Source organism: Endobacter medicaginis (assembly GCF_014192375.1).
Lineage (GTDB): Bacteria > Pseudomonadota > Alphaproteobacteria > Acetobacterales > Acetobacteraceae > Endobacter > Endobacter medicaginis.
Genome location: NZ_JACHXV010000004.1, coordinates 295,799 through 311,535, shown reverse-complemented (window position 1 = coordinate 311,535; position 15,737 = coordinate 295,799). Strand labels below are relative to the sequence as shown.

The 15,737-nt window shown below is 68.5% G+C and carries 12 protein-coding genes; 5 read left to right on the top strand and 7 right to left on the bottom strand.

Annotated elements, in window-relative coordinates:
- Positions 1 to 18: 18 nt before the first annotated feature.
- The 3 genes from FHR90_RS07135 to thiM are packed head-to-tail and all read right to left on the bottom strand — an operon-like array spanning position 19 to position 4,271.
- Complete coding sequence (locus tag FHR90_RS07135; RefSeq protein WP_176624493.1) at positions 19 to 762, bottom strand: 2OG-Fe dioxygenase family protein; 744 nt, start codon at positions 760 to 762, stop codon at positions 19 to 21.
- The gene (locus tag FHR90_RS07130) at positions 755 to 3,442 is read right to left on the bottom strand and encodes a mechanosensitive ion channel family protein (protein WP_183274970.1); all 2,688 of its coding nucleotides are present in this window, start codon (positions 3,440 to 3,442) and stop codon (positions 755 to 757) included. The genes FHR90_RS07135 and FHR90_RS07130 overlap by 8 nt, the downstream gene beginning before the upstream one ends.
- Position 3,443: 1 nt before the next feature.
- Positions 3,444 to 4,271 (bottom strand): hydroxyethylthiazole kinase, encoded by an 828-nt coding sequence (thiM, locus tag FHR90_RS07125; RefSeq protein ID WP_183274969.1) that lies wholly within the window; start codon positions 4,269 to 4,271, stop codon positions 3,444 to 3,446.
- An 87-nt stretch (positions 4,272 to 4,358) separates the two neighbouring features.
- Between thiM and FHR90_RS07120 the strand changes: the two genes are divergently transcribed.
- From FHR90_RS07120 to FHR90_RS07105, 4 genes are all read left to right on the top strand, one after another.
- Positions 4,359 to 4,994 carry an NUDIX hydrolase gene (locus tag FHR90_RS07120; RefSeq protein ID WP_183274968.1) on the top strand — a complete coding sequence of 212 codons (636 nt, stop codon included), beginning with the start codon at positions 4,359 to 4,361 and terminating at the stop codon, positions 4,992 to 4,994.
- The gene (locus tag FHR90_RS07115) at positions 4,994 to 5,494 is read left to right on the top strand and encodes a GNAT family N-acetyltransferase (RefSeq protein WP_218061987.1); all 501 of its coding nucleotides are present in this window, start codon (positions 4,994 to 4,996) and stop codon (positions 5,492 to 5,494) included. Before FHR90_RS07120 ends, FHR90_RS07115 begins: the two co-directional genes overlap by 1 nt.
- A 190-nt stretch (positions 5,495 to 5,684) precedes the next feature.
- A complete protein-coding gene (locus tag FHR90_RS07110) occupies positions 5,685 to 7,046 on the top strand; it encodes a DHA2 family efflux MFS transporter permease subunit (protein ID WP_176623024.1) in 1,362 nt (453 codons plus the stop codon).
- A gap of 57 nt (positions 7,047 to 7,103) precedes the next feature.
- The gene (locus tag FHR90_RS07105) at positions 7,104 to 8,909 is read left to right on the top strand and encodes a glycoside hydrolase family 15 protein (protein WP_176623022.1); all 1,806 of its coding nucleotides are present in this window, start codon (positions 7,104 to 7,106) and stop codon (positions 8,907 to 8,909) included.
- Positions 8,910 to 9,376: 467 nt separating this feature from the next.
- On the opposite strand, the gene FHR90_RS07100 is transcribed toward FHR90_RS07105, so the two are convergent.
- From FHR90_RS07100 to uraH, 4 genes are all read right to left on the bottom strand, one after another.
- Positions 9,377 to 9,913 carry a hypothetical protein gene (locus FHR90_RS07100; protein WP_176623020.1) on the bottom strand — a complete coding sequence of 179 codons (537 nt, stop codon included), beginning with the start codon at positions 9,911 to 9,913 and terminating at the stop codon, positions 9,377 to 9,379.
- 44 nt (positions 9,914 to 9,957) lie between these two features.
- Entirely contained in the window at positions 9,958 to 11,925 is a 1,968-nt protein-coding gene (locus FHR90_RS07095; RefSeq protein ID WP_176623018.1) for an oleate hydratase, read from the bottom strand.
- 121 nt (positions 11,926 to 12,046) lie between these two features.
- Positions 12,047 to 13,891, bottom strand: coding sequence for a S53 family peptidase (locus FHR90_RS07090; RefSeq protein ID WP_183274967.1), 1,845 nt, complete (start codon positions 13,889 to 13,891; stop codon positions 12,047 to 12,049).
- 180 nt (positions 13,892 to 14,071) lie between these two features.
- Positions 14,072 to 14,410 carry a hydroxyisourate hydrolase gene (uraH, locus tag FHR90_RS07085; RefSeq protein WP_176626981.1) on the bottom strand — a complete coding sequence of 113 codons (339 nt, stop codon included), beginning with the start codon at positions 14,408 to 14,410 and terminating at the stop codon, positions 14,072 to 14,074.
- Positions 14,411 to 14,497: 87 nt separating this feature from the next.
- On the opposite strand from uraH, the gene FHR90_RS07080 reads away from it, so the two are divergent.
- Positions 14,498 to 15,733 carry a Zn-dependent hydrolase gene (locus tag FHR90_RS07080; protein WP_246330083.1) on the top strand — a complete coding sequence of 412 codons (1,236 nt, stop codon included), beginning with the start codon at positions 14,498 to 14,500 and terminating at the stop codon, positions 15,731 to 15,733.
- The last annotated feature ends 4 nt before the right edge of the window (positions 15,734 to 15,737 follow it).

Genomic DNA, 15,737 nt, shown 5'->3' with positions numbered 1-15,737 from the left:
CGTTCATCTCCGCCGCGCCTACCCCCGCCTGAGCGTCAGCACCAGCACGTCGCGATGGGCGGGCAGGGCGGGGTCGAGCGGGTGGATGGCGGTGACGCCGTGATAGACGCGGAAATCGTCCACCAGAGCGGTGTCGCCCGGCTCGGCGAGGGTGAAATGACCGATCTCGCGGCGGCGGAGGTCGTGGATGGTGGTCAGGCCCGATCGGACGTTGATGCGGCCGATCAGCATCACCAGCACCCAGTCGACGCCGTCGCGGTGCATGCCCTCGGGTGTGGGACGGCCCTCGCCGCCGGGTTCGGCCTCGATGCGGAACTGGTGCAGTTCGGCGTGCCAGCTCGACGGGCGCAGCTCGGGCGGTGTGCGGGGGGTGAACAGGTCGTGTGCCATGCGCAGGACGGCCAGCGTCATCGGATGGGTGCCGACCGCATCGGTGACGGGGGCGAACCAGCGCTCCACGCCGCCATTGAGGGCGTTGTAGTCCCGACTCTGATAATGCGGCTGGTGCGGCTTGCGGGTGATGGTGCCGTCCGCCGCCAGCGCGAAGGCGGCGTGGCGGCGGCGGCGGTAGCGGCCGCCATCGGCCATGTAGCGGTCGAGTCCGAGATCGTTCCAGGAGGCGGCGAAGCCCTCCCAGTCGCGCCCACCCGCCTCCACCAGGGCGGTGCGCATCTCGTCGGCGCGGGCAAAGGCGAAGCCATCGCGGATCAGCGCCGATCCGGCGGCGGCGAGAGGGGGGCTGGGCGGACGTGCGTCAGGCATGCGGGCCGTCATGCGCCCCCGGATCGGTGCCGACAAGCTGGATGGTCTGCATGGTGTTCGCGAGCTCGATGCCCTTGTCGCGGAAGGCCAGCAGGACGCGCCGGTTGAACGCGCGCTGCACTGCCCAGCGGGCGGAATCGGTGCATACGATCTGGCCGGCGAGGTTGACGGCGGTGCCGCTGACCGCGTTCACGCCCCAGTACTGCAGGTCCGACAGCATGCCGTCGCGGAAATCGTCCTCGGTGCGCATCGCCAGCGCGATCGCCTTGAGGATGTCGGCGGCGCGGTCGACGTCGGCGCTCGGCGCGATGTCGAAGCTGACCGCCGCATTGCCGCGGCCGCGATTGACGTTGGTGACGGTGGAGACGGAGCTGAACGGGATGATGTGCACCGAGCCGTCGCCGGCGCGCAGTCGCAGCGTGCGCACCGACAGGTGCTCGACCACGCCGGTCAGCCCGCCGGCGGTGACGGTGTCGCCGACCTGCATGGCGTTTTCCAGCAGCAGGAAGATGCCGGTGATGAAGTCCTGCACCAGCTTCTGCGAGCCGAAGCCCAGGGCGACGCCGATGATGCTTGCCCCGGCCAGCAGGGGGGCGACATTCACGCCGATCTGCGACAGCACGGTGAAGATCACGATGATGCCAAGTGCGACCAGCAGGACGGAGCGGATGATCGGCAGCAGGGTGCGCAGGCGTCCGGCGCGCACGCTCTGGCCACTGTCGACATAGCGGTCCACCTGGCGTTCGAGCAGCAGGGAGACGAACTCGAAGCCGACGACGGCGAAGATCACCGCCACCACGATCGATCCCGCCGCCGAGGTGACGCGCTGGCCGATGCCGCTGCGCAGCCAGTCCAGCGCCGGCAGGCCCCAGGCCTGGAGCAGGGCGATCAGCGCGATCACCACCAGTGCCCAGCCGACCATCCGGCGCAGGATCGGGTAGTAGCGCTGCACGCGCGCTTGCAGCAGCGGATGCGTCTTGGCGCGGGCCTCGTCGAGGCGCAGCAGCCGGTCCAGCAGGCCGAGCAGGGCGATGGCGGCCAGCCTCGCGACGATGAGGATCACCGCGGTGGACAGGAACAGCCGCCAGATGCGTTCGTAGCCGTCGCGGATCTGGGCCGCCCAGACCAGCCACAGGGCGAGGTCGAAGAACAGGGCCGGCAGCCACCACCAGTGCGCCGCGACACTCAGCGCGCGGCCGAGCGGACGTTCGCGCAGGCGCCGCGGCGGGGTGAGCTTCTCGGCGATGTCGCGGCGGAGGTTCCAGATCATGCCGGCGATCAGCAGGTGCTCGATCAGCACGATCAGCCTGGCCATGGCGCGCACGCCGCGGGTCGGCATGGCGATCGCCTGCGCCCACTGGATCATCGCCGCCGCCACCGCCGCCGCGATCACCAGGATCCGCAGCCAGGCGTAGAGCCGGCGGGCGAAATCGTCGCCCGAGCCGATCAGGCGCAGCGCCGGCTGCTTCGGCGACAGCAGGCTGCGCAGCAGGGCGAGCAGCGACCAGGCGCCGATGGTGACGATTCCGACCGCGGTATAGACCCGCTCGGTCGCCGGGCGCATGTCGAGCACCGCCAGCCCGGTCCAGAACAGCAGTGCGAAGACGACCACCGGCAGCAGCTCGACCAGCAGGCGCAGCGCGGCGATGGGAATGCGGCGCAGCACATGCAGCGTGCGGTGGCGGTTCATCGCGTCGCGCTCGCGCTCCTCGCGGCGCCGCGCCTCGGTCTCGGCGCTGCGGGCGGCCTCGGCAAGCTGCTCCTGACGGTCTTCCTCGCTGGCGGCCTCGGCCAGCGGTGCGGCGGCGGGAAGCGGGCTGCGGGTCGCGGCACCGGCATGGATGTCGGCCAGCGACAATTTTGCCTCCGCGGCCTGCTGCGGCTTGCCGTCAGCGTCGAGGGCCGCGCGCTCGGCCTCAGATGCCTCGCCCTGGGCGACGGAGACGGTGGCCTCCGGGGGGGTGATGTGATCGGTGATCGGCGTGCTGTCGCTTTTGCCGCCGGCCGGCTCGCGCGCCGGCTCCGGGTCGGCAGGCGGTTCGGGCTCGGGCGGCGGCGGCGGGGGCGATTCGGCCAGGCGGCGGCGCGCTGCGCGCTGGTCGGCCCGCTCGACGATGCCCTCCAGCCGGCTCATCGTCCGCCGCAGCAGAGGCCGCGGCGCGATCATCAGCACGATCGCCGCCACCAGCAGGCCGAGCCCGTGCTCCAGCCGGTCCCACAGCGCATCGAGGCCGCCGGGCGCGGTCATCTCGGTATGCGAGAAGCGGGTGGCGAAGCGGAGATCCGAGAACAGGGTGGCGAAATTGGCGACTCGGGCGGCGATCGCGGCACTCGCGCCGGTGACCTCGTCGATCAGGTCGCCGGCGAGGCTGTCCTTGGTCAGGCTGACGGGGGCCGGCTTGTCCTCGGGTTTCGCGGGCGCGGCGGCCGCGGGCGCGGGTTTCGCGGGGGCAGGTGTCTGGGCGTGGGCGGGTGCGGGCTTTGCTGGTGCCTGCCGGGCGGCTTGCGTGTCGTCGTCATGCGCGGCCTGCGGCGGTGGGGCGTCGGGGTGCTCGGGCTGTGGCTCGGCATGATGCTCCGTCTGCTGCTCGGCCTGGGCGAAGGCCGTCGGCCCGGGAGCCGTCGCACACAGCGCGAGCAGCAGCGCTGCGCCGGCGGAGGCGTGTCGTGTCAGCCGCATGTCAGTGCTGGTCCTGTGCTGTGGCGTGCGTGTCGGTGAGGCGGGCGCGGACGAGATCCGCCGCGCAGAGGGTGTGCAGCGTGTCGATCAGGCGGAGTTGCAGGGTGGCGGGTCCGGTCGCGCCCTCAGCGGCGATCTCGCCGGCCAGTGCGGTGAACAGCGCGCCGTGCAGTGCCGCCTCGAAGGGTGGGGCGGCCGCGAGGCAGGCGCCGATCAGCGCGCTCGCCGTACAGCCGAGCCCGGTGACCAGCGGCATCATCTCGTGCCCGTTGGCGATCGTCGCCAGCCGCACGCCGTCGGTGATGCGGTCGATCGCGCCGCTGACGGCGACCACCGCCCCCGTCGCACGGGCCAGTGCCATCGCCGCCGGCAGTGCGGCCTCGGTGGTGTCGCCGCTGTCCACACCGCGGCCGCCGACGGCGTCGGTCTGATGGATCTGGGCACGGCGGGCGAGGGCGATGATCTCGGAAGCATTGCCGCGGATCACGTCGGGGCGCGCTTCCAGCAGCGCGACGGCGACGCGCGAGCGGTGGTCGAGCACGCCGACCGCCACCGGGTCGAGCACCCAGGGGCGACGATGCGCGCGCGCCGAGGCGGTAGCGAGCACCATCGCCTCCGCACGGTCGCGGGTCATGGTGCCGAGATTGACCACCAGCGCGTCGGCGATGGCGGCCAGCTCCGCCGCCTCGTCGATGCCCTCGACCATGGCCGGCGAGGCGCCGATCGCCAGCAGCGCGTTGGCGGTCAGGTTGGCGACCACCAGATTGGTGATGCTGTGCACGAGCGGACGCCTGGCGCGAAGCGTCCGAAGGGTCTGCTCTGGGCTCATGCAGGACACTAACTGACGACAGGCGCGACGGTTGCCAATCGGGCGCGCGCTTGTATCGTCACGGCAGGCGGATCGGGGAGGTGGCGTATGGAGGAGGAACCGGCGGCCCTGCTGCGCGCCCGTTCGCTCGCCGCCATCGCCCAGAACGGCCTCGCCTTCACCCGCGACCCCTATGACCGCGAGCGTTTTGCGCAGTTGCAGGCGATCGCCGCCGACATGCTGGCGGACTCCGGCGCTGGCGACGCGATCGCCCTGCGCGGGCTGTTGGCCGCCGAGCAGGGTTACATGACGCCGAAGGTGGATGTCCGCGCCGCCGCGTTCGACGCGCAGGGCCGCATCCTGATGGTGCGCGAGGTCGCCGATGGCGGGCGCTGGACGCTGCCGGGCGGCTGGGCGGACCCGGGCCAGAGTGCGAGCGCCTGCGCGATCCGCGAGCTGTACGAGGAATCGGGTTATACGGGACGCGCCGACAAGCTCGCCCTGGTGCATGACCGCGCGACCCAGGGTCACAGCCCGGCCGGGCTGTTCTCGATCTACAAGCTGTTCTTTCTCTGCACGCTCACCGGCGGCGCGCCGGCCACCAGCCTCGAGACCAGCGAGATCGCCTTCTTCGCAGAGGACGCGATCCCCGGCGACCTGTCGCGCGGCCGCGTGCTGCCGCACCAGATCGCCCGGCTGTTCGCCCATCGCCGCGATCCCGACCTGCCGACCGAGTTCGATTGATGGGCTCCATCGACCTGCGCCACGCCACCGACGCCGACCTGCCCGCCCTGCTGGCGATCGCCAACCACGCCATCACCCACACCACCGCGAACTGGTCGCGCGAGCCCACCACACTCGACGAACGCGCCGCCTGGCTCGCCCGTCAGGCCGCCGGCAACTTCCCGATCCTGGTCGCCGATCGTGCAGGTACCGTGCTCGGCTACGCCAGCTATGGGCCGTTTCATCCCAAGGATGGCTACGATCGCACCGTCGAGCATTCGGTGTATGTCACGCCCGACGCGCAGGGGCAGGGACTTGGCCGGCGGCTGCTTGAGGCGATGATCGACCACGCCACCCGACGCGGCATGCACGCCATGATCGGGCTGGTCGCCGCCGACAACACGGGTTCGCTCGCCCTGCACCGCGCCTGCGGCTTCACCGAAACCGCCCGCCTGCCCGAAGTGGGTTTCAAGTTCGGCCGCTGGCTCGACCTCGTCTACGTCCACCGGCTGCTGGGATGAGTGATGCGGGCTTCGCGGGGGACGCTGTCCCCCGCACCCCCTGGCAGGAGGCTCGGCCTCCTGCACCTCGGTCATTATGCGACCGCAGGGATGGGCATGGCCCATCCCTGCGGTCGCATGACGATCGGGATCGCAAAGGGCTGAAGCCCTTTGCCGGGGGTGCAGGGGGCAGCGCCTCCTGCGAAACCGCATGACCCGCCGGTGGCGCGGCCGGCCGGGGGTGGTGCTGGCGACGTGTTGTCTGTCGCTGTTGCTGGTGGCGATGGATGCGACGGTGGTGAATGTCGCGTTGCCGTCGATCAGGGCCGAGTTTGGGGCGTCGATTTCCGCGCTGCAGTGGACGGTGGATGCCTACCCGCTGGTGGCGGCGTGTCTGTTGATGTTGTCGGGGGCGATGGCGGACCGGTTCGGGCGGCGGCATGTGTTTCGGGTGGGGTTGGCGATCTTCGGGCTGTCGTCGCTGGCCTGCGGGGTGGCGCCGGGCATGGGCTGGCTGATCGGGTTTCGGGCGTTGCAGGCGGTGGGCGGATCGATGATGAACCCGTCGGCGCTGTCGCTGATCGTGCAGGCGCATCCCGAGCCGCGGGCGCGGGCGCGGGCGATCGGGATCTGGGGGGCGGTGTCGGGTCTGGCGATGGCGGTCGGGCCGGTGGTGGGCGGGGCGCTGACGCATCTGGTGGGCTGGCGGTCGGTGTTCTGGATCAACGTGCCGGTGATGATCGTCGCATTGGTGGCGGCGAGTGTGCTGTTGCCGGTGGGGCAGGAAGGGCATCGGCGGCCGCTCGACTGGGCGGGGCAGCTTTGTGTGATCGCGCTGCTGGCCGGGCTGGTCTGGGGGCTGATCGAGGCGCCGCGGGCCGGGTGGGGTTCGGCTCGGGTGCTGGTGTCGCTGGGTGTGGCGGGGCTCGGCGCGGCGGCGCTGGTGGTGGTGGAACGACGGGTGCGGCTGCCGCTGGTGGAGCTGGAGCTGTTCCGAAGGCCGCCTTTCGTGGCGGCGATCGCGATTGCGATGGGGGCGTTCGCCTGCCTGGGGGCGCTGCTGTTCCTGCTGCCCTATTATCTGCAGGTGTTGCGCGGGTTCTCGCCGGTGCGGGCCGGGCTGGTGAGTGTGCCGCTGGCGCTGTGTTCGATGATCGCGGCGCCGTTGTCGGGGCGGGCGGTGGGGGCGTTCGGGCTGCGGCCGTCGCTGCTGGTGGCAGGCGTGCTGATCGGGCTGGGCGGGGTGGCGCTGCTGGGTCTGGCGGAGACGACGCCGGTGTGGCGGCTGATGGGCGCGCTGATGCTGTTCGGAGCGGGGTATGGGACGGTGAACGCGCCGATCAGCACGGCAGCGATTGCGGGTCTGCCTCGCGAGCGCACCGCGCTGGCCGGGTCGGTGGCGTCGACGGCGCGGCAGGTGGGGCTGGCACTGGGTATCGCGCTGGTGGGGACCGTGGTGCGCGGCGATGTGGCGGCGCTGGTGCCCGCCTGGTGGGCGGTGATCGCGGTGGGGGTGGCGATCGTGCTGATGGGGTGGTGGGGCACGCGGGGTTCGGCGCCCGCGTCGCGGTAGGGCAAGACGTGTCTCTGGGCGCAGGCAACCGAGCGTGCGGCGGCGCGCTTGTGGCGCATGGCCCAGCCGATCGAGAACCACGCCGTCATCGGCGATCTTCGCACCGCCGCGCTGGTCGCCAATGACGGAGCCATCGACTTCCTGTGCTGGCCGCGCTTCGACAGTCCCAGCGTGTTCGCTTCCCTGCTCGACGACGATCGGGGCGGATCGTTCAGCCTCGCGCCCGTGCTCGATGGCGGGCGGCACCGGCAGCTCTATCTGCCGGACACGAACGTGCTGCTGACGCGGCTGATGGCGCATGGCGGGGTCAGCGAGATCTGCGACTTCTTCAACCATGCCGAGGTCGAGCCGGGGGCGGATGCGCCGGTGCAGCGGCTGGTGCGGCGGGTGAAGGCGGTGATGGGGCCGGTGACGTTCCGGCTGCACTGTGCGCCGCGCTTCGATTACGGCCGCGCGAAGCATGAGCTGGAGCTGAGGAGCGGTCGCGAGGCGATCTTCGCACCCGACGGCGAGGGGATGGCGTTGCGGCTGTGGTCGACGGTGGATCTCGCGGCCGATGGTGGCGATGCGGTGGCGGAGTTCACGCTCGATACCGGCGAGAGCGCGGCGTTCGTGCTGGAGGACGCCGCACTCGATGCCGGCGATCCGAGCGCGGATGTATGGGTCGCCGAGTCCTTCAAGACCACGTCGAACACCTGGCGCGCCTGGGCGAACCGGTCGGACTACAATGGCCGCTGGGCGGCGGAGGTGCGGCGCTCGGCGCTGGCGCTGAAGCTGCTGACCTGTGCCGAGCACGGCTCGATGGTGGCGGCGGTGACGTATGGCCTGCCGGAGGAGGCGGGGGGCGAGCGCAACTGGGACTATCGCTATACCTGGCTGCGGGATTCGGCGTTCATCGCCTATGCGTTCCTGCGTATCGGCCATGCCGACGAGGCGCGCGCGTTCGGTGCGTGGCTGAATGCGCGCGAGGCGGAGGCCGGCGCTTCCGGTGAGATGAAGATCATGTATGCCGTCGACGGCGGCGAGGTGCCGCACGAGACGGAGCTCGGGCATTTTCGCGGCTATCTCGGCAGTGTGCCGGTGCGGGTCGGCAACGGGGCCAACAACCAGCTCCAGCTCGACATCTATGGCGAGTTGATGGACGCGATCTATCTCACCGATGCGCATGTCGCGCAGATCTCGTATGAGAGCTGGACGGTGGTGCGGCGGATCGTCGGTTATGTGACGCGCAATTGGGAGCGCGCGGATGAAGGCATCTGGGAGGTGCGGGGCGGGCAGCAGCATTTCCTGCACTCGAGGCTGATGTGCTGGGTGGCGATGGATCGCGCGGTGCGGCTGTCGGACAAGCGCGGCCTGCCGGCGCCGATCGAGGACTGGCGGCGGGTGCGCGACGCGATCTACCACGACATTCACGACAATTTCTGGAATGCCGAGCGACAGGCCTTCGTGCAGACACGCGGAGGCGACACGCTCGATGCAGCCTGCCTGCTGATGCCGCTGCTCCGGTTCATCGGCGCGAGCGATCCGCGCTGGCTGTCGACGATGCGGGCGATCGAGCAGGATCTCGTCGTCGACTCGCTGGTCTATCGCTACCGTAATGGCGAGGACGGGCTGTCGGGCGAGGAGGGCACGTTCACGATGTGCTCGTTCTGGTATGTCGAGTGTCTCGCCCGGGCCGGCGATCTCGACCGGGCGCGGTTCATTTTCGACAAGATGCTCGGCTATGCCAACGAGGTCGGGCTGTTCGCCGAGGAGTTGGGCCATGCGGGCGAGCATCTAGGCAACTTCCCGCAGGCCTTTACCCATCTCGCACTCATCAGCGCCGCGACCACGCTCGACCGTGAGATGGCCGCGCGCCGGTAGCGCCTGACACCACTTTGGCACTTTCCGTGACGGGTGCGGACTGCGGTCGAGGATGGCCTGGCGGATCGCCGTCAGGCTGGGCTGGGGTGGTGGGTGTGGCGATGTTTTTTTCCGCACCGTCGCCTTGAGGCGGCAGGATTGCAGAAACGCGTAGGCCATCATGCCGAGCAGGGCGTGGCGATGCAGCCCGATCCAGGAACGGCCTTCGAAATGATCGAGGCCCAGTTCCTCCTTCAGTTGCTCAAGGAGGCGAGGTTGAGGCCGATTTATTTGCGTTCTTGACCGCCCAGCCCAGCGAGCTGGTTATGACGGTTCACTCCAGGGCGATGCCCGTGCTCCTGATCGCGCCGGAATAGATCGAGCAGTGCTGGACCAGATCGAAGCGTCCGTCTTCCGACGCGCATCTGCCACTTCAGAGCTCTGCGCGTAGAAGATAAAGTATATACCCCCGCGCTTGGTCCAAAATATTATCGATGTCGATCGCAGGACACGAGATCGAACATTTGGATTCCGATCCTATCTTCTGCTGAACCGAACCCGAAAGGCTTCTGGGATCCATTCCATATAACACTTCCCAGGTAAGGCATTATGAAATGCGCAGGGGCCTGCGTATCATTTTTCAATGGAACTATATCGATCACATTGTAGTTGGAGTCGAATCCGATGAACGGTGTAGATATGTTTCCATGTGATCCGAATTTGGAAATGTTTCCTAAGTCATGTGTTTCTTGTAATGATGAATCATCTTTTGATTTGTGTTCGATTGGAGTCATATTCTCTGGGGTCGTATTGCCTCCATCCGATGCGATCCACCAAAACTGATGACCTGTTCGCGAAAAATCCATTCGCAAAGCGATTGTCTTGCCGTCATTTTCATTGATGCTCGTATCACCAATGTCAACAAATTCGGCGGACACTTCGGAAGAAGATCGGAATTTATAATGAGCATCGGTTATATGACAATTCAAGACCATCCCAAGAAATGCAAGACCGGTAACGCTCATATTCGACCTCCACTTACTTATAGTAATTCCCGATAGAGAGTTGGCTAAGACCTCTCGCCGAGCCTGTCACGGAAGCCTCGCACCCAGCCCGAGAGGGTGGCGATCGCCTGATGGCCGCGGCCGAACAGGCCGGTCATTTCCGCCTCCGCGGCGTCCTCGGTGGTGTCGTGGTCGGGCAGCGGTGGCAGGACATGGGCGAAGTAGGTGCGGCCCAGCAGGCGGTGAAGCAGGCGTTCGCCGAGGAACGGTTCGTTGTTGTTCATCGCGCGGGCGCCGCGCAGCATGTTGCGGACGTCGTATTGCGACGGGCTGATGTCGGGAACCTGCTTGGGCAGGCCGAGCAGGGTGTAGACACCGATGCGCGCGGTGCGCACCGAGCTTTCCATGGTGAAGATGACGTCGTTGGCGGTCTCGACGAACTGGCCGAGCAGGGCGAGGTTGGTGCAGCCTTCGGGCACCACGCGCGGGCGGTCGCCGGCCGCGCGTGGCATGAACTGCGCGGTGATGTAGGGCATCAGGGCGAGACGCACCTTGGTGTTTTCGACCACGGCATCGAGATGGTCGATGATGCCGAGATGAAAGCATAGCTCGGCGAGAATCTCGCGGCCGGTGCATTCGGGCATGGTCTTGCCGACATGGTCGCCGGGTTTGTCCATCAGCAGCGCATAGACCCACAGCACGATGACATCGTCGGGCTGGTCGGGGAAATGGGGCTGGCGGTTGCAGGTGAAGCTCAGCACCCAGGCGGAATCGGTGAAGGTGATGACGCCGCCGGTGACGGTGCGGCCCGAATAGGGGTCGTTGACCGAGAGTTCGCGCAGCCGGTCGATCAGCGGCGAGGGGCGGCAGGTCAGCGTGGCCGATTCCCACATCGAGGCGTCGACATTGCCGCAGAATTTCTCCGGCCGGCCGAAGATCGGTGATTTTCGCGCAAGGTTGCGCCACAGCGCCCAGTCGCTGTCGTCGTGCGGGGCAAGCGCGCCGCGATCGAGCACCGGCACGGTGTCGAGATCGCCATAGGCGGTGGCTTCGGTCATCGAGCCGGTGAGGGCGAACACGACGTCGTCGGGGCCGAGGGGGATGGTCTCGTCCGCCTCGCCGGTCCTGCAGCGGATCGAAGTGACGGTGCGGGCATCGTCGGTCATGTCGAGGTCGTAGGCGCGGATGCCGAAGCGCATCCTCACGCCATGGTCGGCGAGGAAACGCGTCAGCGGCACCACGAAACTGTCGTACTGGTTGTATTTGGGGAACACCAGCGCCGACATGTCCGCCATCCCGTCGAGCGCATCGAGGAAGCGGTGCATGTAGAGCTTCATTTCCAGCAGGCTCTGCCAGTTCTGGAAGGCGAACATCGAGCGCCAGAGATACCAGAAATTGGTCTCGAGGAAGCCGGGCGAGAAATACTGCTCGATGGTGATGTCGTCGAGATCCTCCTTGCGCCTGAGCAAGAGTTTCAGCAGTTCCCATTGCTGCGCGCGGCTCAGTCCGAGGGTGGCGAAGGGGCGGACCTCGCCCCTTCGATGCAGCAGCCGCGCCTTCGACCAGTTCGGGTCGTTGTCGTTGACCATCCGGTATTCGTCGAGCGTGCTGTAGGGGCTGGGCAGTTCGAGGGCCGGGATGTCGGCGAACACGTCCCAGAAATTGTCGTAGTTCCAGTTCATCTCGCGGCCGCCGCGGATGATGTAGCCGTCCTCGGCATTGCCCGCGCCGTCGAGCGAGCCGCCGGCGATGTCCATCGCGTCGAGGATGGTGATGTCGTGGCCCTGCATGCGTCCGTCACGGATCATGTAGAAGGCGGCGGCGAGGCCGGCGACGCCGCTGCCGATGATCCAGGCGCGGCGGCCGGGCACGGGTTCGACCGGGGCCGGTCGGCTGCGGGCATACGCGCCGATCGTGTCGGGGCCGGGAATCGTCTGCCGCGCGCCCTTGCGCCAGAAGGCGGCGCTGGCGTCGGCTTCGACCGGATAGGGCTCCGCGTCCGGATTGAGCGGCTGGACGAAGTGGCGGTCCATGAATCCATCCCCTGTTCTGCACGTAGGAGTGCAGGCGGGTCGGACCGTGGCGTCAAATGATATTGCGGTGTGGCAGGCTGCACCGATCTCCGCGCCGCGCGGAGATCGGTGCAGGAGGCGATCAGCGGGCGAAGGTGGAATGGCCGCTGATATAGGTGGCGAGCTTGGCGGTATCGAAGCTGCCGAAGCCGGTGGTGCGGTCGTAGCCGGTCGCGGCCTTGTAGCCGTAGCCGTTGTAGCCGTTGTTGCCGCTGGTGACGTCGTGCAGCAGCGTCGGCTGGCCGGGGAAGGTGGCGTAGAAGCTCGAGGCCGGGAACTTCAGCGCGTTGGAATTGGCACTTTCCAGACGCGCCCACAATCCGACGAAGATCGGGGACGCGAGCGAGGTGCCGCCGATCTGCTCGGTGCTGCCATGCACGATGATCTTCGCACCGGAGACCTGGGCTGCGTCGAAGCCGATATCGGGCAGGACGCGCTTGGTGGTGGAGGAGCCGAGTGCGGTGGTCTGGTAGGAGGGGGCGGTCTCGTAGACGCTGACGCCGCCGCCGGTCGCCCAGAGGCGCTCGGTATAGTCATAGTCGTCGGCGTAGGCGAGGCCCTCGTTCCAGACCGTCTCGCCGGCCCAGGTGGTCGTCGACGTGGTCGACAGTGTGGTGCCGCCGACGGCGATCACGTTGGGCGAGGTCGCGGGCTCGCTGACGCTGTATTTGGACAGGTCGGTGTTGAGGTTGCCGTTGGCGTCGGTGATCACGCCGCCGGTCGATTCGTACACGCCCTCGTCGCCCGCAGAGACCGAGAAGGTCTGCCCCTGCGCGACGGCGGTCTTGAAGATGGCGTCGTCGGCCGACTGCGTGCCCGAGCTGTGGGACGCGGTCTCGTCCTCGCCGAGGGAGACGTTGATGACCTTGACGATGTCGTCGCTGACGGCGCGGTTGTAGGCGGCGGTGATGCCGGCATCGGTCGGGCCATTGCCGCCGTTGGGCGCGGTGTAGAAATAGAGCTGCGACACGCCGCCCGAGGTGCCGACGATCGTCTGGCTGTCGAGGCACCATTCGCCGTCGGAATCGGCATCCACGACATACGAGCCGCTGGAACCGGTCTTGACGGTGGTGGTGGTCTGTGTCGGCAGGCCGGCCGAGGAGGTGAAGCTCTTGAGATCGGTGATCACCTTGGTCAGTGATCCCCAGGTGATGATGCCGACCTTGGTGCCGGAGCCGGTCGAGATCGAGCTGGCATCATAGATCTTGGCGAAATCGGTCGGGCTGTGGGCGACCGTGGAGGCGGTGGCGCGGGTGCCGGCGAGCGGAGAAAGATTTGCGGGCGAGCGCAGCGGGCCGCGATGTAGCATCGTGCGCGGGCGCACGACGCTCTGCAGGCCGAGCACGCTGGCGACCGTGCCGCCGAGGGCGGACGGCACCTGGGCGGCGGAGGTGTTGGCGAACACCGCCCGGTTGTCGAAGGTGAACTGTGCGAGCCGGGTGTGGAATGCGGTCTGTACCGCGGCGGCGCTGCCGTTCGCCGTGATCAGCAGGCGGTTCGGCGCGACCTCGATGTCGGTGAAGCCGGCGGTGCGCAGATGCGCGACCACGGCGGCGACCTGGGCCTGGGTCGGGGCGAAGCGGACGAGGACCTCCGCCGCGCTCAGCGGTGCTGCGCCGGAGCGGTTGTGGGCATCGAGCTCGGCTTCGTTGCGCAGTTTCAGCGCGACGGTGACGCTGACCGGTGTGGTGGCCTCGACGTCGGTCGCCGAGGCGGCGGCGGTGCGCAGGCGCTGCTGGAAGGCCAGCGTGGCGGCGGTGGCGCCGACACGGGGGGCGAGCATGGCCGGCACGAAGGCCTGCGTGTCTGTCGCGGTCCAGCCGGACGCGTCCGCGGCGCGCGCGGAAGGCGCGAGCACGGTGACGGCCAGGCAGCTCGCCAGCAGGGCCGCACGGCGGAGGGGATCGGTTCGGTAGGGAAACGGCAAGCCGGAAACTCCTTGCAGATCGATCGGATCGCGCCCTGGAGCAGAGACCGGCGGTGCAGCCAGGTGTCGCTCTCATGACGCCAAATTAACCTGATCGGAATTTCCGGGATGGATCAAGACAAAAAGGGAGAACCGGGAGAAATATAATGAACCCTGTTACAATAGTGAAACTTGTCAGGGTCAGCTTCCGCGGTAGGTCGAGTAGCCGAACGGGCTCAGGGCGAGTGGCACGTGATAGCTGCGCGCGGGGTCGTCGACGACGAAGCGGATGGTGATCTCGTCGTAGAAGCCGGGGGCATCGCCGCGCCATTCGGCTGCGTGGAAGGTCAGGGCATAGGTGCCGGCGCGGAGCGCCTCGCCGGCGAGCAGCGGCGCGTCGCAGCGGCCGTCCGCATTGGTCACGAACGTGCCGAGCAGTTCGCGATGCTCGCCTTCGATGCGGAAGAGATCGAGCCGCATGCCCGCGCCCGGCTGGCCGGTGGCGGTGTCGAGGACATGGGTGGACAACTTGCCGGTCATTTCGTTTCAGCGCTCCTGCGGTTCGGGTGCCGATCTTGTCGCGGGTCGGCGGTCGAAGGCAAAATCCCGTCCGCGATGGACACGATGATGATCGAACTCGACTCCCGGATCGAACAGGCCGCCCGGCGGATGATGGGGCGGCTCGATACGCTTGCCGACTGTACCGACGGGCCGGGGCTGACGCGGCTGCCGTTCACGCCGGCGCATCGCGCCGCGGTGACGATGGTGACGGGCTGGATGCGCGAGGCCGGGCTGGCGACGGGGCTGGACGCCGCCGGCACGCTGGTCGGCCGGCGCGCGGGGCCGGACGGCGCACGAGCGCTGCTGATCGGCTCGCATCTCGACACGGTGCGCAATGCCGGTCGGTTCGACGGTGCGTTCGGGGTGCTCGCCGGGATTGCCGCGATGGAGGTGCTGGATGCCGTCGCGCTGCCGTTCGCGGTGGAGGTGCTGGGGTTCGGCGACGAGGAAGGGGTGCGCTTCCCGGTGACGCTGACCGGATCGCGGGCGTTGGCCGGACGGCTCGATGCGGCCACGCTGGCCGACGCGTATGATGCGGACGGGATCTCGTTCGCCGATGCGCTGGCGGATTTCGGCGGCGATGCGGGTGCGATCGCGACCTTGGCGCGCGACCCGGCCGGTGTGCTCGCCTATGTCGAGCCGCATATCGAGCAGGGGCCGGTGCTGGAGCGCGCGGGCCGGCGGATCGGAGTGGTCAGTGCGATCAACGGTGCGACGCGCATGCGCTTCGTGGTGCTGGGGCGGGCCGGACATTCCGGTACCGAGCCGATGGCGGGGCGTCGCGACGCGCTGGCCGCGGCGGCCGAGATGGTGGGGGCGATCCGGGCGGTGGGACTGGCACATGCGTCGCTGACCGCGACGGTGGGGCAGATGAGCGTGCTGCCGGGGGCGGCGAACGTGGTGCCGGGCGAGGTGCGGTTCAGTCTCGACCTGCGCGCACCCGACGATACGCTGCGCGAGCGCGCGCTGGCGGAGATCCGACAGGCGCTGGACACGATCGCGCAGGCGCATCACGTCGTCTGCCAGGGCGAGATCGTACACGAGGCCGCGGCGGCGCGCTGCGATCCGGACTGGCAGCAGCGTCTGCATCGTGCGGCGTCGGCACTGGGCGAGCCGACGATGACCCTGTCCAGCGGCGCGGGGCACGACGCGATGGTGATGGGCACGCTGGGCCCGGTGGCGATGATCTTTGCACGTTGCCGAGACGGGCTCAGCCATCACCCCGACGAGTTCCTCAGTCTCGAGGACGGCACCGCCACGCTGCGCGTGCTGGTGCGCGCGCTGCTCGACCTGCGGGGCTGAGACG

What these genes read in the sequence shown, in the direction of transcription:
- FHR90_RS07135 (WP_176624493.1), bottom strand. Translation starts at nt 762, where the DNA reads ATGCCTGACGCACGTCCGCCCAGCCCCCCTCTCGCCGCCGCCGGATCG.
- FHR90_RS07115 (WP_218061987.1), top strand. Translation starts at nt 4,994, where the DNA reads ATGGGCTCCATCGACCTGCGCCACGCCACCGACGCCGACCTGCCCGCC.
- FHR90_RS07080 (WP_246330083.1), top strand. Translation starts at nt 14,498, where the DNA reads ATGATCGAACTCGACTCCCGGATCGAACAGGCCGCCCGGCGGATGATG.
- FHR90_RS07130 (WP_183274970.1), bottom strand. Translation starts at nt 3,442, where the DNA reads ATGCGGCTGACACGACACGCCTCCGCCGGCGCAGCGCTGCTGCTCGCG.
- FHR90_RS07095 (WP_176623018.1), bottom strand. Translation starts at nt 11,925, where the DNA reads ATGGACCGCCACTTCGTCCAGCCGCTCAATCCGGACGCGGAGCCCTAT.
- FHR90_RS07105 (WP_176623022.1), top strand. Translation starts at nt 7,104, where the DNA reads ATGGCCCAGCCGATCGAGAACCACGCCGTCATCGGCGATCTTCGCACC.
- uraH (WP_176626981.1), bottom strand. Translation starts at nt 14,410, where the DNA reads ATGACCGGCAAGTTGTCCACCCATGTCCTCGACACCGCCACCGGCCAG.
- FHR90_RS07120 (WP_183274968.1), top strand. Translation starts at nt 4,359, where the DNA reads ATGGAGGAGGAACCGGCGGCCCTGCTGCGCGCCCGTTCGCTCGCCGCC.
- FHR90_RS07100 (WP_176623020.1), bottom strand. Translation starts at nt 9,913, where the DNA reads ATGAGCGTTACCGGTCTTGCATTTCTTGGGATGGTCTTGAATTGTCAT.
- FHR90_RS07110 (WP_176623024.1), top strand. Translation starts at nt 5,685, where the DNA reads ATGACCCGCCGGTGGCGCGGCCGGCCGGGGGTGGTGCTGGCGACGTGT.
- thiM (WP_183274969.1), bottom strand. Translation starts at nt 4,271, where the DNA reads ATGAGCCCAGAGCAGACCCTTCGGACGCTTCGCGCCAGGCGTCCGCTC.